12 protein-coding genes are annotated in these 23,363 nt (G+C 76.7%); 8 read left to right on the forward strand and 4 right to left on the reverse strand.

Annotation, left to right across the window (positions count from 1 at the left end):
* Window positions 1–393: 393 nt before the first annotated feature.
* From OO57_RS35395 to OO57_RS35415, 5 genes are all read left to right on the forward strand, one after another.
* The gene (locus OO57_RS35395) at window positions 394–2,181 is read left to right on the forward strand and encodes a sensor histidine kinase (RefSeq protein WP_051778669.1); all 1,788 of its coding nucleotides are present in this window, start codon (window positions 394–396) and stop codon (window positions 2,179–2,181) included.
* Entirely contained in the window at window positions 2,178–2,585 is a 408-nt protein-coding gene (locus tag OO57_RS35400) for a roadblock/LC7 domain-containing protein (protein ID WP_081951833.1), read from the forward strand. The genes OO57_RS35395 and OO57_RS35400 overlap by 4 nt, the downstream gene beginning before the upstream one ends.
* Window positions 2,586–2,820: 235 nt before the next feature.
* Window positions 2,821–3,174 (forward strand): DUF742 domain-containing protein, encoded by a 354-nt coding sequence (locus OO57_RS35405; protein ID WP_033256906.1) that lies wholly within the window; start codon window positions 2,821–2,823, stop codon window positions 3,172–3,174.
* Window positions 3,155–3,805 carry a GTP-binding protein gene (locus OO57_RS35410; RefSeq protein ID WP_033256907.1) on the forward strand — a complete coding sequence of 217 codons (651 nt, stop codon included), beginning with the start codon at window positions 3,155–3,157 and terminating at the stop codon, window positions 3,803–3,805. The genes OO57_RS35405 and OO57_RS35410 overlap by 20 nt, the downstream gene beginning before the upstream one ends.
* Before the next feature lie 39 nt (window positions 3,806–3,844).
* The gene (locus OO57_RS35415) at window positions 3,845–5,362 is read left to right on the forward strand and encodes a cytochrome P450 (protein ID WP_033256908.1); all 1,518 of its coding nucleotides are present in this window, start codon (window positions 3,845–3,847) and stop codon (window positions 5,360–5,362) included.
* Window positions 5,363–5,420: 58 nt separating this feature from the next.
* Here the strand turns inward: OO57_RS35415 and OO57_RS35420 are convergent, their stop codons facing one another.
* Window positions 5,421–6,158, reverse strand: a complete 738-nt coding sequence (locus OO57_RS35420) for a glutamine amidotransferase-related protein (RefSeq protein ID WP_033256909.1) — start codon at window positions 6,156–6,158, stop codon at window positions 5,421–5,423.
* A 107-nt stretch (window positions 6,159–6,265) separates the two neighbouring features.
* On the opposite strand from OO57_RS35420, the gene OO57_RS35425 reads away from it, so the two are divergent.
* Entirely contained in the window at window positions 6,266–7,153 is an 888-nt protein-coding gene (locus tag OO57_RS35425; RefSeq protein ID WP_033256914.1) for a LysR family transcriptional regulator, read from the forward strand.
* A gap of 233 nt (window positions 7,154–7,386) precedes the next feature.
* On the opposite strand, the gene OO57_RS35430 is transcribed toward OO57_RS35425, so the two are convergent.
* Window positions 7,387–8,160, reverse strand: a complete 774-nt coding sequence (locus OO57_RS35430) for a lytic polysaccharide monooxygenase (RefSeq protein ID WP_033256910.1) — start codon at window positions 8,158–8,160, stop codon at window positions 7,387–7,389.
* 731 nt (window positions 8,161–8,891) lie between these two features.
* Between OO57_RS35430 and OO57_RS35435 the strand changes: the two genes are divergently transcribed.
* Together OO57_RS35435 and OO57_RS38820 are read left to right on the forward strand one after the other, a co-directional pair.
* Window positions 8,892–10,013, forward strand: a complete 1,122-nt coding sequence (locus OO57_RS35435) for an LLM class flavin-dependent oxidoreductase (protein WP_033256911.1) — start codon at window positions 8,892–8,894, stop codon at window positions 10,011–10,013.
* 1,467 nt (window positions 10,014–11,480) lie between these two features.
* Complete coding sequence (locus OO57_RS38820; protein WP_158715345.1) at window positions 11,481–14,585, forward strand: LuxR family transcriptional regulator; 3,105 nt, start codon at window positions 11,481–11,483, stop codon at window positions 14,583–14,585.
* 69 nt (window positions 14,586–14,654) lie between these two features.
* Here the strand turns inward: OO57_RS38820 and OO57_RS35445 are convergent, their stop codons facing one another.
* A complete protein-coding gene (locus OO57_RS35445; RefSeq protein ID WP_033256912.1) occupies window positions 14,655–20,222 on the reverse strand; it encodes a type I polyketide synthase in 5,568 nt (1,855 codons plus the stop codon).
* Between the two features lie 42 nt (window positions 20,223–20,264).
* Window positions 20,265–23,363 (reverse strand): type I polyketide synthase (locus tag OO57_RS35450; protein WP_158715346.1); only part of this gene is annotated, 3,099 nt, incomplete at its 5' end.

Here is a 23,363-nt window from a genome sequence, read left to right on the forward strand (position 1 = left end):
ACCTGCGCGATCTGGCACAACCGCACCACCGGCCAACCCGTCACCCGATCACTCATCGCCTACGACCACTGACCCACTTCGGAACTACTCGTCTAGCACCATCGACCGGAAGGGGTCGGGGGTTTGGCGGGAGTGCCGCTCTTCCGGGTGAATCCGGTGCGCGGGGCTACTGCGGGGGCGCGTGGTGAGACAAGCCTATGAGTCGGGCGCGGGGCGGTCGGAACCGCCGAGCGGGGCCCGACGCGGAGTTCCCGGGCGGCACAACTCTCCTGGGGGAAAAGAACTCTGACGGACAGTCAGTTGCGTCGTGCACCGGCTATGCTGCTTCGCGCCCCGGGCCCCGCCGCGCCGCCCGGCCCCGCCCACCACCCCCGTCCCCACGAGCGTATGAGGATGCTGATGCTTCGAGCCGGATCGTCACCAGGCGGATCGTCTTCAGGAGGACGGCTGCCCGCAGCCGTGCTCGTCTGTCTGCTGCCCGCGGCGGTGATCGGCGCGGCCGTCGGCTTCGCCGCCGCGGCGGACCCGGGCGCGGCGACCTCGGGGATCATCTGGTGCGGCCTGGTGGGCGCCGCGGCCGTGGCGGTGGCGGGGTTCGAGGCGGTGCGCCGGGGCCGCGCGCTGGAGCTGGCCCGCGAGGAGGCCGCCCGGCGGGAGGCCGAGCAGCGGCACCGGCTGGCCCGGCAGCAGGAAGGCATGCTCGAACTCGCCAGGGACGAGCTCCCGCGGGCCGTCGCCCGGATGCAGGGCGGCGAGTTCATCACCGACGTGCTCCGCTCCTACGAGCAGCAGCACGTCAACAACGCGGGCGACGAGTTCCACGACTTCCGCTACGCCGTGCTGCGCGCCGTGCTGGACGCGGTCGACAACGAGGAGGCGATGCGCGAGTCCGCGCAGCGCGCCTTCGTCAACATCGCCCGCCGCGTCCAGGCGATCGTCCACCGCCAGGCCATCGACCTGCGCAAGATGGAGGACCGGCACGGCGACGACCCCGCGGTCTTCGACGACCTGCTGGTCATCGACCACGGCAACGCCCTGATCGGCCGTCTCGCCGACTCCATCGCGGTGCTCGGCGGCGCCCGTCCCGGCCGCCAGTGGAACAACCCCGTCCCGCTGTACAGCGTGCTGCGCGGCGGCATGTCCCGGATCCTCGACTTCCGCCGGGTCGAACTGCACCCGGTCTCCGAGGTCGCCGTGGTCGGCCCCGCCGTCGAGCCGCTGATCCACGCGCTCGCCGAACTGCTCGACAACGCCACCCGCTACTCGCCGCCGCAGACCAGCGTCCACCTCACCGCCGTCGAGGTGCAGACCGGCATCGCGATCGAGATCGAGGACGGCGGCCTCAGCCTCGGCGAGGAGGGCCGCGCCCGGGCCGAGCGGATGCTCGCCGAGGCCGAGTCCGGCATCGACCTCAACGGCCTCGGCGAGGCGCCCCGGCTCGGCCTCGCCGTGGTCGGCCGGCTCGCCCGCTCCTACGGCTTCCAGGTCTCGCTGCGCCCGTCCGCGTACGGCGGCGTGCGCGCCGTGCTGATCGTCCCCGACGTGTACATCACCACCGCGCCCGCGCCCAGCCGCGCCCACGGCATCGGCCGGATCGCCACCACCACCCCGCTGGCCTTCCCCTCCCACCCCGGGCAGCCCGACAACGAGGCGTACCCGGCCGGGAGCGGGAGCGCGGACACCCCGCCGCGCCCCCACCCCGCCGCCGCGACCCACACCCCCGCCGGGGGCTTCGCGGCCGCAGCGGCCTTCCCCTCCGGCGGGGCGTTCCCCTCCGGCGGGGCGTTCCCGCACGCCGTGCCCGCGCCGTCGGCCCCGCAGGCCCCGTACGCCCCCGCCGCGCCGTCGGCCCCCGCCGCGCCGCCCGCCCCGTACGAGGACGAGGTCCCGCTGGTCCTCGAGCGCACCGCGAACGGCCTGCCCCAGCGCCGCCGCCACGCCGCCCCGTCCCGCTTCGGCGCGGCCGCCGCCCCCCGCACCTCGCAGCCGGCCCCGAGCCCGGCCGCCCCGGCCCCGGTCGCGCAGCCCGCGCCGGTGCCGCAGACACCTGCCCCCGAGCCGGTCCAACCCGGCCTGTGGCTGGCCGCCTTCACCAACGGCGTCAACGGCACCCCGCCGACCGCCGGACCGGACGGCGGCAGCCGCGCCAGTGACGAAGCAGCAGGGAAAGGCGACAAGTGATTCAGCAACGGACCAACATGGACTGGATGCTCAGGGACCTCGCGGAGACCGTCCCGTGCATCCGGCACGTCATCGTCCTGTCGGCCGACGGCCTGCGGCTGGCCCAGCACGGCACCGACCCCGACACCGCGGACCGGCTGGCCGCCGCCTGCGCCGGGCTGCAGAGCCTGGCCAACGCGGTCGGCCACGAGTTCCCGCACGGGGACGGGCGGATGCGGCTGGTGGTGATCGAGGTCGGCGGCGGGTTCTTCTACCTGATGGCGGCCGGCTCCCGGGCCTACCTGGCCGTCCTCGCCGACGAGGGCGTGGACGCCGGGCTGGTCGGCCAGCGGATGCGCGACCTGGTCGCCCGGATCGGCGAGCACCTGACCACCCCCGTCCGCGGCAGCGAGCAGATCGCGTGACCCGCACCGCCGCCGACCGGGACACCGGCCGCCGGGCCGCGTTACGCACCGCGACCGCGACCGTGACCGCGAGCGCGGGCACGAGCAGCCGAGCGGCAGTGACCGCGGGCGGCCGGGCGGCAGCGACCGCCGGAGCGGCGGCGACCACCGCAACGACCGGAACGACCGCAACGACCGGAACGACCGGAACACCGCCGACGCGCCGACCGGCCGCCGGCCACACCGAGGTGCGGGGATGAGCAACCAGGACTGGGCGGACGCCAACCCGGAGCGGCTGTACGTGATCAGCGGGGGGCGCGACCGCAAGTCCGCCACCGCCGGGTTCGACCTGGTCACGCTGGTCGTCGCCCGCGCCCGGCCCGAACCCACCATGCAGCCCGAGCACGCCGCGATCCTGCGGATCTGCTCCTCCCCGCTGTCGGTCGCGGAGATCTCCGCCTACCTGCGGCTGCCGAACAGCCTGGTGACCGTCCTGCTCGCGGACCTGCTCGCCGAACGCCGGATCGAGGTCCGCGCCCCCGTCCCGCCGGCCGCCCTTCCCGACCTTTCCCTGCTGGAGGCAGTGATCCATGGACTTCAACGGCTCTGAGCCGCGCGGGCCGCGCGAGGCCGAGCTGCTCCCGGCGACCGTGGCCACCGCCGTCAAGGTCGTCATCGTCGGCGGCTTCGGGGTCGGCAAGACCACCCTGGTCGGCGCGGTCAGCGAGATCCGCCCGCTGACCACCGAGGAGACCATGACCGAGGCCGGGGTCGGCATCGACGACCTGGCCGGGGTGGAGCGCAAGAACTCCACCACCGTCGCGATGGACTTCGGCCGGATCACCATCAGCGACGAACTGGTGCTGTACGTCTTCGGCACGCCCGGCCAGGAGCGCTTCTGGTTCCTGTGGAACGGCCTGTTCGAGGGCGCGCTCGGTGCGGTCGTGCTGGTCGACACCCGCCGCCTGGAGGTGTCCTTCGACGTGCTGGGTCGGCTGGAGGACCGCGGGGTGCCGTTCGTAGTCGCGCTCAACGGCTTCCCCGAGTCGCCCGGCTACCCCGTCGAGGAACTGCGCGCCGCGCTCGACCTGCCCCACCACGTCCCGATCGTCCACTGCGACGCCCGCTCCCGGGAGTCCAGCCGGGACGTGCTGATGGCCCTGATGCGCTACCTGTACGACCTCGCCGCCCGGCCCGCCGCGTCCGCCCAGCCCGCCGCGTCCGCCCAGCCGGTCGGCTGACGGTCCGTCAATCCACTTATCCCGTACCGGAGTTGCCCCGTGTCGTACGAAGAGCACGCGTACCAGGGCGGGCCCGTCCCGCCGCCCGGATGTCCCGCCCACCGCCCCGGCGGCGGGCCGCCGGACGGCGGACTGCTGCGGCTGTTCGGCCCCGAGGCCGAGGCCGACCCGAGCGGCTTCTACGAGAAGCTGCGCGCCGAGCACGGCGAGGTGGCCCCCGTGCTGCTGCACGGCGACCTGCCCGCCTGGCTGGTGCTCGGCTACTCGGCCAACCTGACCGCGATGCGCACCCCGTCCCGGTTCTCCCGGGACTCGCGCCGCTGGACCGAGTTCCGGGAGGGCCGCGTCCCCGCCGACTCGCCGGTGCTGCCGGTGATCGCCTGGCAGCCGACCTGCTCCTTCGTCGACGGCGAGGAGCACCGGCGGCTGCGCACCGCCGTCACCGACGGCCTGAACCGCTTCGACCGGCGCGGCATGCGGCGCTTCGTCACCCGCTTCTCCGACCAGTTGATCGCCGAGTTCGGCGACAGCGGCCGGGTCGACCTGGTCGCCCAGTTCGCCGAGCACCTGCCGATGCTGGTGATGACCCAACTCCTCGGCATGCCCGAGGAGTACGGCCCACGGCTGGTCGAGGCCGCCCGCGACCTGGTCAAGGGCACCGAGACGGCCGTCGCCAGCAACGAGTACGTGGTCGAGTCGCTGCGCCGCACCGTGGAGCGCAAGCGCAGCGAACCCGGGCAGGACCTGGTGACCTGGCTGATCGAGCACCCCTCCGGGCTGAACGGGGAGGAGGTGCTGGAGCACCTGCGCTCGGTGCTGCTCGCCGCCAACGAGACCACCATCAACCTGATCTCCGAGACGCTGAAGATGGTCCTCACCGACGGCCGTTTCCGCGCCCACCTCTCCGGCGGCCAGATGACCCTGCCCGACGCCCTCGACCAGGTCCTGTGGGACTCGCCGCCGTTCATGCTGGTGCCGGGCCGCTGGGCGACCGGCGACACCGAGCTGGGCGGACGCGCGATCAAGGCGGGCGACATGCTGCTGCTCGGCGTCGCCGCGGGCAACGCCGACCCGGCGGTCCGGCCCGACCTGGACACCCCGCTGTTCGGCAACCGCTCGCACCTGGCGTTCGGCAGCGGCCCGCACGAGTGCCCCGGGCAGGAGATCGGCCGGGCGATCGCCGAGTCCGGCATCGACATCCTGCTGACCCGGCTGCCGGACTTGCAACTCTCGGTCGAGGACCACGAGTTGGTGTGGCGGGGCAACTGGATGTCGCGCCACCTGACCGAGCTGCCGGCCCGCTTCACGCCGCTCGGCGAGCTGCACCCGCAGCAGCGGGCCGTGGGCACCGGAGCGGGTGCGGGTACGGGTACGGGCGCGGGGGTGTCGACGCCGTCCACGGCTCCGGCGGCTCCGGTGGTTCCGACGGTGGCGACCGTTCCCGGCCCGCGGTCGGCGGTCCGGCCGCCGTTGCCGCCCGTGCCGCCGGTGGTTCCGGTGCTGCCGCCGCAGCGGCGCGGGTGGTGGAGCACGCTGATGGCCCGGCTGCGGGGCTGAGCGGGCGGAGGAGGCGGAGGGGGCGGGCGGGGTCGGGGTCGGGTCGGAACGGCCGGGGTCAGAACGGCCCGGGGAGGCCGCCCGCCGAGGCCCGTGCGGCCGCTTCGGCGAAGGCCCGGACGAAGGGGTGCGGGCCCTCGTGCTCCGGGGTCAGCTCCGGCTGGAACAGCGTCGCCAACCAGAACGGGTGGGACGGCAGTTCGGCGACCCGGACCTCCCCGTCCAGGTCGTGCCCGGTGAACCGCATCCCGTGCGCCCGCAGCACCTCCAGGTAGCCGGGGGCCAGGGTGTAGCCGCAGTTGTAGCGGGCGGTGGCCCGCTCCGCGCCCAGCAGCCGGGCCGCCGCCGAACCCGGCGCCAGCCGGATCCCGCCCTCCTGCCGGTACAGCGAGCAGGACAGCGGCACGATCACCAACTCCCCGGCGTCCGGCTGCTGTTCGGCGTGCGCCGCCCCGGCGATCCCGCACGCGTGCCGGGCGAACTCCAGCACCGCGTGCTGGAACCCGCCGCACGTCCCCAGGAACGGCACCCCCCGTTCCCGGGCCACCCGGGCCGCCGCCACCGCCCCCGCCTCGCTCCGGTACGGGCTCCCCGGCACCAGCCACACTCCGTCGAACCCGGCCAGCTCCTCGGCGTCCACCTCCTCCGTCCCGATCCAGTACGGCTCGACGACGGGCCCGCCCGCCGCCGCCAGCGCAGCCAGCATTCGCGGCCCCCGCAGGTGCGCCGGAACGTGCGGGGAACGATCGCCCACCAGGGCGACCCGGGCCGTGTGCGTGCAGTCTCCGGTCTCCATGGCCAGCCATCCTGACCGGCCCCCGCCCGCCCGGTCCAACACGCGTTCCTGCTGGCCCATCAGCACCACTGATCGGCCTGCCCGGGCGTGCCCGCACACTGGTGGGCGTGGACTCGCACCTGCTCAAGACGCTCGTCACGGTGGCCCGGCTCGGCTCGTTCTCCGCGGCCGCCCTCGAACTCGGCTACACCCAGTCCGCGGTCTCCCAGCAGATCGCCGCGCTGGAGGGCGAGTTGGGCGCCCCGCTGCTGCACCGGCGGCCGGTCGGGCCGACCGCGGCCGGGGAGCGGATGATCGAGCATGCCCGGCTGCTGCTGGAGCGGATGGACGCGGCGCGCGCCGACGTCCGGCGGCTCTCCCTCCCCGAGCGGCCCGAACTGCTGCTCGCGGTCTCCCCGTTGGGCATGGACGCCACCGTGGCGCGGGCCCTCGCCCGGGTGCGGGAGGCGGAGCCGCGGGTACGGGTCGGGGTGCGGGTGCTGGCGCGGCGGGCGGTGGCCGTCGAGGTCGCGGCCGGGCGGTGCGCGGTCGGCGTCACCGACGGCTACGCCGCCCCCGGCGGGCCGCTGGCGCTCGGCGACCTCGGGCCGGTCCGGCAGGTCGGGGCGGGGGAGGAGCCGTGCGCGGTGCTGTGCCCGCCGGGGCACCCGCTCCACCGCCGCGCCGCCGTCGACCTCGCCCGCCTCGCCGACGCGGGCTGGCTGGACGCCTCCGCCGTCGCCGCCCCGCTCGCCGACCTGCGCGCCCTGACCGGCGGTGCCTTCCCGGCCACCGCCGGGTACGAGGGCCAGGACGCGGCCGCGCTCCTCACCCTGTCCGCGGCGGGCCACGGCCTCGCCGTCCTGCCGCGGTCACTGGCCGCGAGCGCGGGCGGGGGCACGACGGCCCTCCCGGTGCGCGCGCCCCGGCTGGTGCACCGGCGCGAGGTGCTGTTCGCCCCGGGGCTGGACGGCCCGGCCCGGACGTTCCTGGACGCGCTGCCGCGCGGGGGGTGAGGCGAGGCGGGGCGCAGGACGGTCGGGAGGCGGGGCCCGGCCCGGGGCGCCTGGGGGCGCGGTTGTTGCGGGGGCGGGAACGGGGTGGCCCCCGACCGGTGCCCGCCGGTGGGGCCGGGGGCGGTGGTCGGAGGCCGGGGTGCGGTTCGGTGGCCGGGCCGGGCCCTCCCCCACAGGGGGCCGTCGGTCGGTCAGCCGGGTCGCGGGTGGTTCAGGGGTGGGCCAGGGGTGGTTCAGCAGGCGCCGAGGTCGTCCCAGACGCCCCACTGGCCGGTGGAGCCGGGCTGCTCGCCCTGGGTCCACCACTTGGCACGCCAGTTGTGGCCGCCGTAGGAGACGGTCTCGCCGCCGTTGTAGACCGCGGTGGAGCTCCAGGCGGTGGCGGTGCAGCTGCCGGTGCCGCCCGTGGTCCCACCGGTGGTCCCGCCGGTGGTCCCGCCGGTCGTCCCGCCGGTGGTGCCACCGGTCGTGCCGCCCGTGGTCCCGCCGGTGCCGCCGATGTTGACGTCGATGCAGGAGTAGAACGCGTTCGCGGTGTCCGAGACGTTCCACACCGCGAGGACCTTCTGGCGGCCGGTGAAGCTGCCGAAGTTCACGGTCTGGCTGAGGTCGGCCGGCGGCTGGGCGTTGTTGCCCGGGAACGTGGCGATCAGCTTGCTGCCGATGTAGTACTGCCAGTTCGAGGTGGAGTGCCGGGCGGTGAAGTGCCAGGTGAAGGTCTGGGTGGAGGACACGTTGGTGACCTTCCAGCCCAGGTTGTCGTTGTCGAGCTCGGCGTACTCGGCGTGGCCGGCCGAGCAGCTGGTCAGGCCCTTGGGGCCCTCGACGCTCTGCGGCTCGTACTTGATCTGGCCGCAGCTGACCACGTTGTTGGCGCACTGGTCCTGGCGGCTCGCCGGGTTGGTGACCCAGCCGTGGGCGCTGGCGGTGCCCGCGGTGAGGGTCAGGCCGAGCAGGGGGGCGACCAGCGCGCCGACGGCGGCGGTCACCTTTCTCTTGGTCTGCATGTGGGGTGCCTTCCTGATGTGGGGGTTCAGGTCCGCCCGGGCCGTCGGGGCACGTCGGAGGCCCCCGTGGCGCGGTGGGGCGGACACGAGCGGTACTCCTCCGTACGACCGGTGCGACAGGTCGGGAGACGGCCATAGGTCTAGACCGGATACTGAGGGAGACGATAGCGATGTACCGGACGCGGTCAAGTGGTTGGACGAAATGTCCGCCTCGGTCGGGCGCAGTTCGCCGAAGATCTGACCGAACGTCACCGGACCTGCGCCGAAATGTGCGTGACGGTGACCGGGTCGGCACCCCCGACGCCTGGTGGACGCGGTGCCCACGATGCGGACCGCCCCCGGCCCCGACCGGCCGGAACGTGGTAGCTTCCGGCGCATGCCGCAGCGCGTCCTGCTCACCACCCGGGGTCACATCGACCTGCTCAGGGTGTGCTCCGCCGCCTGTCGCCGCGCCTGAGCGCCGCCCGTCCCCTCCCCCGCCCGTACGGGCACCGCACCCCGCGTCCGCCCGCCGGTACGTCCGCAGGCGGTGCCGCCGGTACGCCCGCGCCGCCGGGCCCGCCCCGCACCGGCCGTAGGCCCGTAGGCCCGTAGGCCCGCAGGTCCGTAAGCCGGTTGAGTCCGTAGGCCGGTGGACCGGTCGAGCCCGTGGGCCCATACGCCGGGGGAGCCCGCCCCCCGTCCCGTTCCCGGACCGGCCGTTCCCGGCGTCCGGAGAAGAGGAGCCCTCCGTGTCCGACCGCACCCCCGAGTTCCACTGGTTCCTGCCCACCGGCGGCGACGGCCGCGACCCGGGCGGCGTCACCGCCGTGCAGGGCCGCACCGGTGCCGCGACCCGCAGGCCCGCCGACGTCGGCTACCTGGCGCAGGTGGCCCGGGCCGCCGAGCAGGCCGGGTTCGGGGCGCTGCTCGCACCGGTCGGCCTCGGCTGCGTCGACCCGTGGGTCCTGGCCTCCGCGCTGACCCAGCACACCGGCCGGATCGGCTTCCTGGTGGCCTTCCGGGCCGGGTTCGCCAGCCCGACCCTGCTGGCCCAACAGGCCGACGCCTTCCGGCGGTTCGCCGGGGGACGGCTGCGGCTGAACGTGGTCACCGGCGGCGACCCGGCCGAACAGCGGTCCTACGGCGACCACTTGGCGCACGACGAGCGCTACGCCCGCACCGACGAGGTGATGGCCGCGCTGCGCGACCTGCTGGAGGGGAGGCGGGTGGACCGCCGCGGCGCGCACCTGCACCTGGCGGACGCCCAGCTGGTCGACCCGGCGGTCGAGCACCCCGTCCCGCTGTACTTCGGCGGGGCCTCGCCCGCCGCCGAGCAGGTCGCCGCCCGCCGCGCCGACGTCCAACTGCTGTGGGGCGAGCCGCCCGTGGCGATCGGCGAGCGGATCGAGCGGCTGCGCGCGCTCGCCGCCGGGCAGGGCCGCACCCTGCGCTACGGGCTGCGGCTGCACGTGATCAGCCGGGACACCGCCGGGCAGGCCTGGGCGGAGGCGGACCGGATCCTGGCGGGCATCGACCCGGCGGCCGTCCGGGCCACCCAGGCCCGGTTCGCGGCCATGGACTCCACCGGCCAGGCCCGGATGGCGGCCCTGCACGGCGGCGGCACCGCCGCGTCCCGCGACCTGCTGGTGGCCCCGAACCTGTGGGCGGGCATCGGCCTGGTCCGGGAGGGCGCGGGCACCGCCCTGGTCGGTTCGCACGACGAGGTCGCGGCCCGGCTCGCCGAGTACCGGGCGCTGGGCGTCGGGGAGTTCGTCCTCTCCGGCTACCCGCACCTGGAGGAGGCGTACCGGGTCGGCGAGGAGGTCGTCCCGCGGGTGCGGGCCCTGCTCGCCGACCGTGCGGAGGGGTGAGCGGCGGGTGAGCGGCGGGGTGGGCGGCGGGGTGGGGGGCGGGGTGGGCGGCGGGGCGGGCGGCCCCGCGTGACCGGTCCCGGGCGGGAGCGGAACCGGGAAGGGGCGGAAGGGAGTCGGAAAGGGGAAGGGGCGGAAGGGGCGGAAGGGGAAGGGGTGGAACCGCAACGGGAATCCCGTTGATCAATCCCGTCGGAGGTGAAGCGGGGGCGACCGGGAGGGGGAGCGTCGGGGGTGCGTGTGCGTCCTTCCGTCGAAGTCGGCCGCGACCCTCCGAATGTCCATTTCCGACCTGCACTTTGTCGACATGGCAATGGAAGAGAGATGACCTTGAGTGGTACGTTGGGCCTGCCTGCGGCACTACTCCGTTGCTGGAGAGGGCGGCTGGGGAATCGGGGTCCGGCGCAACTCTCTGCGCGCGGTGACCCAACCGGCCGGTAGCAAAACCCGCACCTCGCACCCGTTGTGCCCGCAGTCGTCCCATCGAAGTGAGAGCGCGGAACGGCACCGTCGGCGTCGCCGAGTACCACTCATCCTGAACTCCTAGCTGCAGTGGGGGACTTGCAGTGTCTGAACGGTGCGCCGGGGCAGCGGCGAGGGCGTCCGGCACGGCCCCCCGATCGAACGTTCCGCGGGCGGCGCGCCCGGGTCGCGGCGAGGACGCCCCCTCACTACCGTCGCCGGCCCGGCCGGTCGGCGGGACGGACTGAACTCCCCGTTCCCACCGCCCGACCGGGTCGGCGCCCCCCTGTGCGGGCCCGCCGGGGCGCGGACCCGGGCACAGCTCCGACACATCTTCGATACGCCTGCGACACGTGGTTGACGCGGCTCCGATGCGGGCGGCTGCTGGACTTCCCGGGGCCGCACTTCGGTCGATCGGGCGTTCTGCACCACTTCGCCCGTGCGGGACGGATAGGCTGCCGATGCGGTGCGGCGGTGCAAGTGCAAATGCAGGTGCAGATGCAAGTGCATGAATCTCGGGGGAGAGCGTGACGGGAAGAAGCCATCCGGCACCGGGGGCGGGCGAGCGCCGTTCCCGGGCGGCCGCGGGGCCACCGCGCGGCGGCCCCGCGAGCGGGCGGGCGGGTGCGGCCGGGGGGCGCGGCACCGGCCGGACGGCCCGGCGCGGCGCGGCGGCCCGGAGCGGCCCCGCCGATCCCCGCGGGGACTTTGCCGGAGCTTGGGAGAGGCGGTTGACGGCCGGTCGGTTCCCGGGCCCCGCCCGGACCGGGCCCGAGCCGGTCGCGGTGCTGTGCCCGGCGGGGCCGGGCCACCGATTACCCGGGGCCGCGTCGGTGCCGGACCCCCTCACCACGGGGAACCGCGTCGACGCCGGGCCCGCAGGGCCGGCCACGGGTCGGAGCGAGCGGCGGAACGCTCCTGGGGAACCGGCGCGGGGGCGCCGGACGGCACCGGGTTTCCCACCCATCCATTGGCAGACATTCTCTGAACCCAATGAGTAGGATCATGCTTTCGATCAATACGGGCGAGTATTCCAGACTCCTGCGAGAGCGCGGCCTGCGCCTTGTTCCAGGCCCCGCGAACGGACGGACCGCGTGGTCCTTCGAGCCCGAGCAGGCCCTGGAATTCCTCAAGGACCTCCTACCCGGCACCGCCGCCGGGCCGGGACAGGTCGTTCTGGTCAGCGGCGGCATCGCCAGCGGCAAGACCCAGTTATTGCACGAATTCGGCCACACCGCGGCCCAGTCGGGCGCCCTGACCCTGTACGCCACCGGGGCCGCCGACGAGCAGTACACCTTCGGCGTGATCGAGCAGTTACTCGCCTCCTCCAGGCTGTCGGCGGAGGCGGCGCAGCAGGTGGCTGCGCTCCAGGGCCCGGCCGGCCGACGGCTGGAGGACTGGCAGGGCCTGCACAGTGCGATCGACCACGCGTCGGTGGTCCGGGGCGTGCGCCAGATCCTGCTGGACCTGGCCGAGGAGCAGCACACGGTCGTCCTCGTCGACGACCTGAACTTCGCCGACCGGCTCTCGCTGCAGATCCTGATGCAGCTCCAGCGGCGGATCAAGTCGACCCGGCTGCTGATGGTCCTCAGCGGCCCAGACCGGCCGACCGGCGGCCCCCGCACCCAGTGGGTCGGCACCGGCCTCCACCCGCAGCACCACATCCGGCTCGCCCCGCTGGCCGAGTCCTCCATCCGCACCTGGGTGCACACCGCCCTCGGCGGCGCCCCGGCCCCGGCGGCCCCCGTGCTCAAGCCCGTGCACACCGCCGCCCCGGAGGGCCCCGGCGGCCGCGTCCCCGCCCAGGGCTCCCGGCCCGAGGACGGCGGGGGCGGCGAGGACGGCGAGGACGGCGGTCCGACCGAGGCCGTGGTCTACGCCGTCGGCACGGGCACGGGCACGGGCACCGGCATCGGCACGGGCATCGGCATCGGCACCGGCCGCCGCCGCGTCGACCTGCCCGCCCGGATCCGCGAACTCAGCGGCGGCAACCCGCTGCTCGTCGAGGCGCTCGTCGACGACTGCACCGACCTCGACGGGGACGACCCCGACGCCCTCCCGGGCGCGAGCTACGCGCACGCCGTCTCCCTCGTCCTCAACCGGCGCGACCCGCTGCTGCCGATGGTCGCCGGGACGCTGGCGGTGCTGGACCGGCACGGCTCCCCGGACGCCGTCGCCGAACTCGCCGGACTGGAGCCCGAGGCCGCGGCCGAGGTCCTCGACGGCCTGACCGGCGCCGGGCTGCTCGCCGACGGCGCCTTCCGCCACCCCGCGGGCGCGGCCGCCGCGCTCGGCTGCCTCTCCCCGGAGGTCCTCTCCGACCTGCACGTGCGGGCCGCCGAGCTGAAGTACCGGCGGGCGGCGCCGGTCGGCGAGATCGCCCGGCACCTGGTCGCCTCCGCCGACGCACCCGGCGACTGGGCGTTCCCGGTGCTGTGCGCGGCGGCCGACCACGCGATGCTCGGCGACGAGCTCGACTTCTCCCACCGCTGCCTCAAACTCGCCCTCGACCTGGCCGCCGGGCACGAGCAGCGCCGCGAGGTGCTCAGCCGGCTCGCCAGCGGCACCTTCCGGATCAACCCGCTGATCACCCAGTCCTACCTGTCGGCGCTGCGCCAGGCCGCCGCGGAGGAGAGCGCGGAGCGGGCCGCCCGGGCGGCCGCCCCCGGCGGACGCGGCACCACCGGCGGGTCCGCCGCCGCCCCGTCCGCCTCCTACGGCGTCACCGGCGCCGGTGCGGGCTCCGCCTCGGCCGTCCCCGCCGACGCGGGCCGGATCGAGCAGGCGATGCTGGCCCGGATGGCGCTGTGGAACGGCGACGAGGCCGGGTTCAAGGAGGCCCTGGACGCCCTGCGCGGCGGCCCCGAGGCGCTCGACCCGCAGACCGAGGCCGTGCTGATGCTCGCCCACCAGTGGTACTTCGGCCCGCCCCGCGGGCAGCGCGGCGACGACACCGACCTCGCCGACCTCGACCCGTGGATCGGCACCGCCCGCACCCTGTCCGGGATCTGGGCGCACGGCGGCCCGGCCAACGCCAGCGCCAAGCAGATCCTGCGCAACTGCCGCCTCTCCGACCTCACCTTCGAGGCGCTGCTCACCGCGATCACCGCGCTCGACCACGGCGGCAAGGGCGAACTCGCCGAGCAGTGGTGCGCCGTGCTGAGCAGCCGGGCGGTCGCCCACGGCGCGGTCACCTGGCAGGCGATGATCGACGGCGTCTGGTCCGGGATCAGCCTGCGGCGCGGGGACGTCCCCACCGCCGTCGCACTGGCCGAGTCCTCGCTGCGGATGCAGAGCTGGGGGGTGCCGGTCGGCTACCCGCTGACCACCCTGCTCACCGCGCACACCGCGACCGGGGACTTCGACAAGGTCGAGGAGACGCTGCGCCACCCCGTCCCGGACTCCGTCTTCAACACCGTCTGCGGCCTGCGCTACCTGCGGGCCCGGGCCCGCTACCACCTGGCCGCCGAGCGGCCGCTGGCCGCGATCACCGACATCCACGACTGCCGCCGGATGATGATCCGCCGGGACCTCGACCTGCCGGTGCTGGTGCCGTGGCGCAGCGACCTGGCCGAGGCCTACCTGAAGATGGGCGACACCGCGCTGGCCCTGCGGCTGGCCCGGCAGCAGCTCGAACTCTCCGCCGAGTCGGACGCCTGCTCGCGCGGCGCCGCGCTGCTCGTGCTGGCCCGGGCCGGGGCGGGGGACGAGCACCAGGAACCCGCCAGCCAGGCCGTGGAGTGCCTCACCGCGGGCGGCGACCGGCTCGAACTGGCGCGGGCGCTGAAACTGCTCGGCCTGCCCGCCCCGCAGCAGGCGCAGCCCGCCGCGGAGCCCGCCGTCGACCTCGACGACACCCGCCGCAGGCTCCAGGCCTCGGCCCTGATCTCCGACGTCACGGCCGAGCCGGAGGGCGAGCAGGCCGACTCGGCCGCGCTGAGCGAGGCCGAGCTGCGGGTGGCCCGGCTGGCGGTCCTCGGCTGGACCAACCGGCAGATCAGCAACGCCCTGTTCATCACCGTCAGCACCGTCGAGCAGCACCTGACCCGGATCTACAAGAAGCTGGGCATCCGGGGCCGCAGCGACCTGCCGGCCTCGCTCACCGTCTGACCCCGGCACCTTCCCCTGTCACCGCGCCCCCGGCCGAACGGCCGGGGGCGCGGTGCGTGCGGTCCCCGTTCAGGAGGTCTCCAACTCCTCGTCGAGGATGCCGAACAGCTCCTCGGCGGTGACCGCGTCCAGGTCCTCGGCGGGTGCCGGGTCGGACGCGGCGCCCGCGCCGGGGTCGGTGCCCGCGCCGGGGTCGGCGCCCGCCGCGGCGGCCAGGGCGCGCAGGGCGGCCGTGGCCTCGGCGCGCTCCGGGCCGGTGAGCGCCCCGGACTCCAGCAGGGAGCGGACGGCCGCCAGGTGGTCGGCCAGCGCGGAGCCCGCCCGGGGCAGGTCCTCGCCGAGCCGGGCCGCCAGGGCGGACACCGCCGGGTAGTCGAAGACCACGGTGGCGGGCAGCCGGTTGCCGGTGACGGCCTCCAGCCGGTTGCGCAGTTCGATCGCGGTCAGCGAGTCGAGGCCGAGCTCCAGGAAGCCCTTCTCCGGGTCGACGGCCTCGGGGCGGTCGTGCCCGAGCACCGCCGCGGTGGCGCCCCGCACCAGCTCGACCAGGGCGTCCTGCCGCTCGCGCCCGGCCAGCGCGCCGATCCGCGCCCACGCGCCGCCCGCCGCGCCCGGCCCGTCCGCGCCGTCGCCGCCCGCCGCGGCACCGGCCCCCGCCCGCGGGCGCACCGGCCCGCGGACCAGGGCGCGCAGCAGCGGCGGGACCTCGCCGGTGCGGGCCGCGTCGGCGGCGAACGCCGGGAGGTCGAGCCGGACGGGCAGCAGGACCGGCTCCGCGCCGCGGACCGCCGCGTCGAACAGGGCCAGCCCCTCGTCGACGGCCAGCTCCAGCACGCCGCCGCGGGCCAGCCGGGCCCGGTCGGCGTCCCGCAGCGCGGCGCCCATGCCGCCGCCCGCCGCCGCGTCCGCCCACAGGCCCCAGGCCAGGCTGTGCGCGGCCCGGCCGTCGGCGGCCCGGTGGGCGGCCAGCGCGTCCAGGAAGGCGTTGGCGGCGGCGTAGCTGCCCTGCCCGGCGGCGCCGAGGGTGCCGCTGACGGAGGAGAACAGCACGAACGCGGCCAGGTCGAGGCCGCGGGTCAGTTCGTGCAGGTGCCAGGCCGCGTCGACCTTCGGGCGCAGCACGGCCGCCAGCCGCTCCGGGGTGAGCGAGCCGATCACCCCGTCGTCGACCACGCCCGCGGCGTGCACCACGCCGGTCAGCGGCCGGTCGGCGGGGACGGCGTCGAGCAGCCGCCGCAGCGCGTCCCGGTCGGCGGCGTCGCAGGCGGCGACCGTCACCTCGGCGCCCAACTCGGCGAGTTCGGCGGTCAGTTCGGCAGCGCCGGGGGCGTCCGGGCCGCGGCGGCCGGTCAGCAGCAGGTGCCGGACGCCGTGGCCGGTGACCAGGTGCCGGGCGAGCGCGGCGCCGAGCGCGCCGGTGCCGCCGGTGACCAGGACGGTGCCCGCCGGGTCCAGGCCGGGCCGGTCCGCCGGTTCCGGCCGGGCCCGCACCAGCCGCGGCACCACCAGCGCGCCGCCGCGCACCGCGAGGTTCGGCTCGCCGCCGCGCAGCGCGTCGAGCAGACCGGGCGGCAGGGCGGGCGGGGCGGTGTCCGCGGGGCCGTCCTCCAGGTCGAGCAGGACGAAGCGGTCCGGGTACTCCTGCTGGACAGTGCGCAGCAGGCCCCACAGCGGAGCGTGCACCAGGTCCGTGACGCCCTCGCCGGGGGCGGCGGCGACCGCGCCCCGGGTCACCACGGCGAGCCGGTGGTCGGCCGGCCGCGGGTCGGCGGCCCACTCCTGCACCAGGGCGAGCACCCGCTCGGCGGCGGCCCGGGCGGCGGCCGCGTCCTGCTCCTGCGGCGGTGCCCAGCACGGGACGAGGACCAGCGGCCCGTCCGCAGCGGGCCCGGCCGACACGGTGTGCCCGGCGGCGGCCAGTGCCGGGCCGAGCCCGAACCGGTCGGCGCCCAGCACGGTGCAGGCGGCGGGCCCGGTGCCCTCCGGGGCGGGCAGCGGCACCCAGTCGAGGCGGAACAGCCGGTCGGTGCCGGTGCCCGGGTCGGCGGGGGCGGGCAGGGCGCGGAAGGCGAGTTCCGCGACGTCCAGGACGGCCCGGCCGTCCGGGTCGGTGGCGGTGACGGCCGCCGCGTCGGGGCCGCGGAAGGAGACCCGCACCCGCAGGGCGGCGGCGCCCGCCGCGTGCAGGCGCACCCCCGTCCAGGAGAACGGGACCATGCCGCCGTCGGTCCGCGGCCCGGCGTAGCCGACGGCGTGCAGGACGGCGTCCAGCAGGGCCGGGTGCAGGCCGTAGGCGTCGGCCTCCGCGCGGGCCGGTTCGGGCAGGGCGACCTCGGCGTACAGGTCGTCGCCCGCGCTCCAGGCGGCGGTGAGGCCGCGGAAGGCCGGGCCGTAGCCGTAGCCCTGGGCGGCGAGGGCCGGGTAGACCCCGGAGACGTCCAGGGCGGTGGCCCCGGCGGGGGGCCAGGCGGGCAGCGGGGCAGCGGCCGCCGGGTCGGCCGGGGCCGGGGCGAGGGTGCCGGCCGCGTGCCTGGTCCAGGGCGCGTTTGCGTCCGCCGCCGGGCGGGAGTGCACGGTGACGGTGCGGCGCCCGGCCCCGTCCGGGCCGTCCACGGCGACCCGCAGGTCGGTGCCGTCCGGGGCGTCCAGCAGCAGCGGGGCCTCGAGGGCGAGTTCCTCCAGCAGCGGGCAGCCGACCTCGTCGCCCGCCCGGACGGCGAGCTCCACGAACCCGGTGCCGGGCAGCAGGACGGCGCCGTGCACGGCGTGGTCGGCCAGCCAGGGCCGGGCGGACGGGGAGAGGCGGCCGGTCAGCACGACCCCGCCGGTGCCGGGCAGCTCCACCACCGCGCCCAGCAGCGGGTGGGCGGCCGCGCCCTGGCCCGCCCCGGCCGCCGTCCCGGCGTCCTTCGCGGGGCGGCCCAGCCAGTAGTCGCGCTGCTCGAACCCGTACGTGGGCAGCTCGGCCCGGCGGGCGCCGCTGCCCGCGTAGTAGGCGGCCCAGTCGAGGGGCGCGCCGTGGGCGTGCAGGGCGCCGAGGGCCGCGGCGACGGTCGCCTCCTCGGGGCGGCCCCGGCGCAGCAGCGGCACGGCCAGCACCTCGGCGGCCGCCGGGTCGGCGTCCAGGCACTGGCCGGCCAGGGCGGTCAGCACGGCGTCCGGGCCGAGTTCCACGAAGCGGGTCACGCCCTGCTCGCGCAGCGCGGCGACGCCGTCGGCGAAGCGCACCGCCTCGCGCACGTGCCGCACCCAGTACTCCGGGTCCTGGAGCTCGCCGGGCCCGACCAGGGCGCCGGTCAGCGTCGACACCACCGGGATCCGGGCGAGCCGGTACTCCAGGCCGCGGGCGACCTGCCGGAACTCCGCCAGCATCGGGTCCATCAGCGCCGAGTGGAAGGCGTGCGAGACGGCCAGCTCCTTGGTGCGGGCGAAGCCCGCGGCGACCTTCGCCACCGCCTCCGCCTCACCCGAGACCACCACCGCGCGCGGACCGTTGACCGCCGCGACGTCCGCCCCCGGCACCAGCGCGGCCCGGACCTCCTCCTCGGCGGCGGCGATCGCGACCATCGCGCCGCCGGACGGCAGCGCCTGCATCAGGCGGCCGCGGGCCGCGACCAGGGCGCAGGCGTCCGCCAGCGACCAGACCCCGGCCGCGTGCGCCGCGGCCAGCTCGCCGATCGAGTGCCCGGCGACGAAGTCCGGGCGCAGGCCCCAGGACTCGGCGAGGCGGAACAGCGCCACCTCGACGGCGAACAGCGCGGGCTGCGCCAGGCCCGTCGCGTCCAGCTCCGCGCCGCCCGCCGCGACCGCCTCGCGCAGCGGCCGGTCCAGGTGCCGGTCCAGTTCGGCGCACACCTCGTCGAAGGCCGCCGCGAACGCCGGGAAGGCCGCCGCGCCCGCGCCCATCCCGGCCCGCTGCGCGCCCTGCCCGGTGAACAGGAACGCCGTCGCCGCGCCGGGCCGCACCGCGCCGACCGGCACCGCCGCGGACGGGCGCCCCTCGGCGAGCGCGGCCAGGCCCTCCAGCAGCTCGCCGCGGTCCGCGCCGAGCACCACCGCGCGGTGCTCCAGCGCGGCCCGGCCGGTGGCCAGCGAGAACCCGACGTCGACCGGGTCGGCCGCCGCGCCGGGCCGCAGCAGCGCCGCCCGCAGCCGGGCGGCCTGCACCGGCAGGGCAGCGGCGCTGTGCGCCGACACCGGCCACAGCAGCGGCCCGGCCGGGGCGACGACCTCCCGCGCGGGCTCCTCGGCCCGGAACTCCTCCAGCACCACGTGCGCGTTCGTCCCGCTGATCCCGAACGAGGACACGCCCGCCCGGCGCACCCGCTCCCCGGCGGGCCACGGCACCGGCTCCCGCAGCAGCTCGACCCGGCCCGCCGCCCAGTCCACCTGCGGGGACGGCTCGCCGCTGTGCAGGCTGCGCGGCAGCACCCCGTGCCGCATCGCCATCAGCATCTTGACCACGCCCGCGACCCCCGCCGCGGCCTGGGCGTGCCCCATGTTCGACTTCACCGACCCGAGCCACAGCGGCGAGCCGTCCGCGGGCCGCTCCTGCCCGTACGTGGCGAGCAGGGCCTGCGCCTCGATCGGGTCACCGAGCCGGGTGCCGGTGCCGTGGCCGTCCACCGCGTCGACGTCCGCCGCGGACAGCCCGGCGTCGGCCAGCGCCGCCCGGATCACCCGCTGCTGGGACGGCCCGTTGGGCGCGGTGAAACCGCTGGAGGCGCCGTCGGAGTTGACCGCGGTGCCGCGCACCAGGCCCAGGATCCGGCGCCCGTGGCGGACCGCGTCCGACAGCCGCTCCACCACCAGCACACCGGCGCCCTCGGCCCAGCCCACGCCGTCGGCCGACGCCGCGTACGACTTGCAGCGCCCGTCCGCGGCCAGGCCGCGCTGCCGGGAGAACTCGACGAACGCCTCCGGCGTCGCCATCACCGTCACCCCGCCGACCAGGGCGAGCGCGCACTCGCCGCGGCGCAGCGCCTGCCCGGCCAGGTGCAGGCCCACCAGCGAGGACGAGCAGGCCGTGTCCACCGTCAGCGACGGGCCCTCCAGGCCCAGCGCGTAGGAGACCCGGCCGGAGACCACGCTCAGCTCGGTGCTGGTCAGCAGGTGCCCGCCGGTGTCGCCCGCGTCGGCGCCGCGCACCCCGTAGTCGGAGAAGCTGCACCCCGCGAACACGCCGGTGGCGCTGCCGCGCAGGCCGACCGGGTCGATGCCCGCGTCCTCCAGCGCCTCCCAGGAGCACTGCAGGAACAGCCGCTGCTGCGGGTCCATCGCCAGCGCCTCCCGGGGGGAGATGCCGAAGAACCCGGCGTCGAACCGCGCCGCGTCCGCCACGAACCCGCCGGACTTCGAGTACGTCCGGCCCGGCTGCCCGGGCTCGGGGTGGTAGAGCCCCTCGACGTCCCAGCCGCGGTCGGCCGGGAACTCGCCGACCGCGTCGACCCCGCCGTCCACCAGCTCCCACAGCGCGTCGGCGCCGTCGACCCCGCCCGGGTAGCGGCAGCCGACGCCGACCACCGCCAGCGGCTCGGCCGCGGCGGCGGCCAACTGCTGGTTCTGCCGCCGCAGCCGCTTGGCCTCCCTGAGGGACGCCCGCAGCGCCTCTTCCAGACGTTCGGTGGAGCCGGTCACGTGCGGGCCTCGCAATCTTCAAGGGGGACGTTCAGGGGGCGGTCAGCGGGAGGTGCCGTCGCTGAGCGCGAGGTCGATCAGGCTCTGGGTGTCCAGGTCGTCCAGGTCGTCCTCGTCCTCGTCGTCGTCCGGGGACACGACGGCGACGGCGGCAGCAGCGGCCGTGGCGGCGGCGGGCGCCGGGGCGCCGTCCGGTCCGACCAGGCCGAGCAGCACCTCGTACACCCCGGCCGCGCGCAGCCGCTCCACCGGGATGGAGCCGAACGCCCGGCGCAGCGCCGCGAGTTCGTCCGGACCGCCGGTGGACGGACCGGCCTCGGCCGGGGCGGGCACGAAGCGCTCGCGCAGGTGGGCGGCCAGCTCCACCGGGTTCGGGTAGTCGAAGACCACCGTGGCCGGGAGCCGCAGGCCGCTGGCCGAGACCAGCCGGTTGCGCAGCTCCACCGTGGTCAGCGAGTCGAAGCCCATGTCCTGGAACGGCTGGCGCGGGCCGATCGCGGCCGCCCCGGCGTGCCCCAGCACGGTCGCGGCCAGGCCGCGCACCAGGTCCTCGAACACGCGCTGCGCACCGCCCGCGTCCAGACCCGCCAGCCGGGCCGAGAGCACCGCCGGGCCGTCCTGGGACGCGGCCGCCACCGGACGGGCCGCCCCGCCGCCGGACCGCGGACCGGCCAGGTCGTCCAGGATCGCGGGCAGCTCCTCGCCCTGCGCGCGCAGCGCCCCCCGGTCCAGGCTGATCGGCACCAGGACCGGCGTGCCCAGCTCCAGCGCCGTGTCGAACAGGGCGAGGCCGTCCTCGGTCGACAGGCCCAGCACACCGGCCCGGGCCATCCGGATCAGGTCGGTCTGCGGCAGCTCGCCGGACATCCCGCGCTCGGCCCACATGCCCCAGGCCAGCGACTGCCCGGCCAGGCCCGCGGCCCGCCGGTGCGCCGCCAGCGCGTCCAGGAAGGAGTTCGACGAGGCGTAGTTGGCCTGCCCCGGTGCGCCCCAGGTGCCGGCCGCCGAGGAGAACAGCACGAACGCCGCCAGGTCCAGGTCCTTCGTCAGCTCGTGCAGGTGCCAGGCGACGTCGGCCTTCGGGCGCAGCACGGTGTCCATCCGCTCCGGGGTCAGCGACCCCAGCACGCCGTCGTCCAGGACGCCCGCGCAGTGCACCACGCCGGTCAGCGGCCGGTCCGCGGGCACCGCGGCCAGCAGCCCCGCCAGCGCGGCCGGATCGGCGGCGTCGGCCGCCGCGAAGCGGGCCTCGGCGCCCAACTCGGCCAGTTCGGCGATCAGTTCGGCTGCGCCGGGGGCGTCCGCGCCGCGCCGGCTGACCAGCAGCAGGTCGCGCACGCCGTGCCCGGTCACCAGATGACGGGCGATCAGACCACCGAGCACGCCCGTGCCGCCGGTCAGCAGCACGGTGCCGGAGGACAGCTCCGGCCCGGCCGCCGGGGCCGGCCACACCGTCGGGTCGTCCGCGGCCCGGGCCAGCCGCGGCACCAGCACCCGGTCGCCGCGCAGGGCGACCTGGTGCTCGTCCAGGGCGAACGCGGCGGCCAGCGCCTCCGCGTCCTCGCCACCGGCGAGGTCGACGAGCATCGCCCGGCCCGGGTTCTCCACCTCGGCCGTGCGGACCAGGCCCCAGACGGCCGCGGCCGCCAGGTCCGTGACCGCCGGGTCCGCGGGCCCGGTCGCCATCGCGCCCCTGGTCACCACGGCCAGCCGCGAACCGTCCAGCAGCTCCTCGTCCAACCAGCCCTGCACCAGCGCCAGCATCCGGTGCACCGCCGCGTGCACCCCCGCGACGCCGGACCCGTCACCCGCGGCGGGCAGGCACGGCACCACGACCAGCTCCGGCGACGGCGCACCGGCCGCCAACGCGGCCCGCAGCGACGCCAGATCGGCGTGCACCGCACCCGCGCCCGACCGCTCCAGCGCCGCCGCCAGGCCCACGGTGTCCGCACCGACCACCGCCCAGCCGCGGCCCCCGCGCCGGACCGGCGCCGCCCCGGCCGGGACCCAGTTCAGGACCAGCAGCGAATCGTCCGCGGACTCCCGCACCGGCTGCGGCGCCGGACGCACCGACAGCGACTGGGCCGAGAACACCGGCGACCCCAGCCCGTCCGCGCAGTGCACGCTCACCGCACCGCCCCCGGCCGGACGCACCCGCACCCGCAGCGCACCCGCGCCCCCGGCGTGCAGGGCCATCCCGCCCCACGAGAACGGCACCATCGGCGGCCCGTCCGCCGCCTCGGCGTCACGCAACGCGCCCGCGTGCAGCGCCGAGTCGAGCAGCGCCGGATGCACGGCGAACCCCTCCGCCCGGGCGCCCTCCGGCAGCGACACCTCCGCGAACAGCTCCTCACCGCGCCGCCACGCCGCCCGCAGCCCCCGGAACACCGGGCCGTAGCGCAGCCCCGACGCGGCGAGCACCGGGTACACCTCGGAGACGTCCAGCTCCTGCGCGTCCTGCGGCGGCCACACCGCCAGGTCCGTGAACCCGTCGGCCCCGGCCACCGCGAGCCGACCGCTCGCGTGCCGCAGCCACTCGTCCGAGGACGGCGCGTCGGCCGCCCGCGAGTACACCGCGACCTCCCGGCCGCCGTCCGCCTCGGCCGCCCCCACCCGGACCTGCACGGCCCGCGCCGGGGCCACCCGGCCCGGAATGTCCGCGCCGAACACCAGCGGCGCCTCCAGGACCAGCTCCTCCACCTGGCCGCAGCCCACCCGCGCACCCGCCGTCAACGCCAGATCGGCGAACGCGGTACCCGGCAGCAGCACCTGACCCGACACCACGTGGTCGACCAGCCACGGGAACGCGTCCAACGACACCCGCCCCGTGAACACCCAGCCCTGCCCGTCCGCCAGCGCGGTCCCCGCCCCCAGGAAGGGGTGCGCGACCGTCTCCAGCCCCGTGCCGGTCACATCGCGGCCGGACTCGGAACGCAGCCAGTAACTCTGCCGCTGGAAGGGGTAGGTGGGCAGGTCGGGGAGGGGGGTGGTGTCCGGGTAGAAGGCGTGCCAGTCGACGGGGGTGCCGTGGGTGTGCAGGGTGGCGAGGGCGGTGACGGCGGACTGCTCCTCGGGGCGGCCCCGGCGCAGGGGGAAGCGGGTGACGCCGTGGGTGGTGAGGGTGGTGACGGCGTCGGCGAA

The organism is Kitasatospora phosalacinea (assembly GCF_000717185.1).
Taxonomy (GTDB): Bacteria; Actinomycetota; Actinomycetes; order Streptomycetales; family Streptomycetaceae; genus Kitasatospora; species Kitasatospora phosalacinea_A.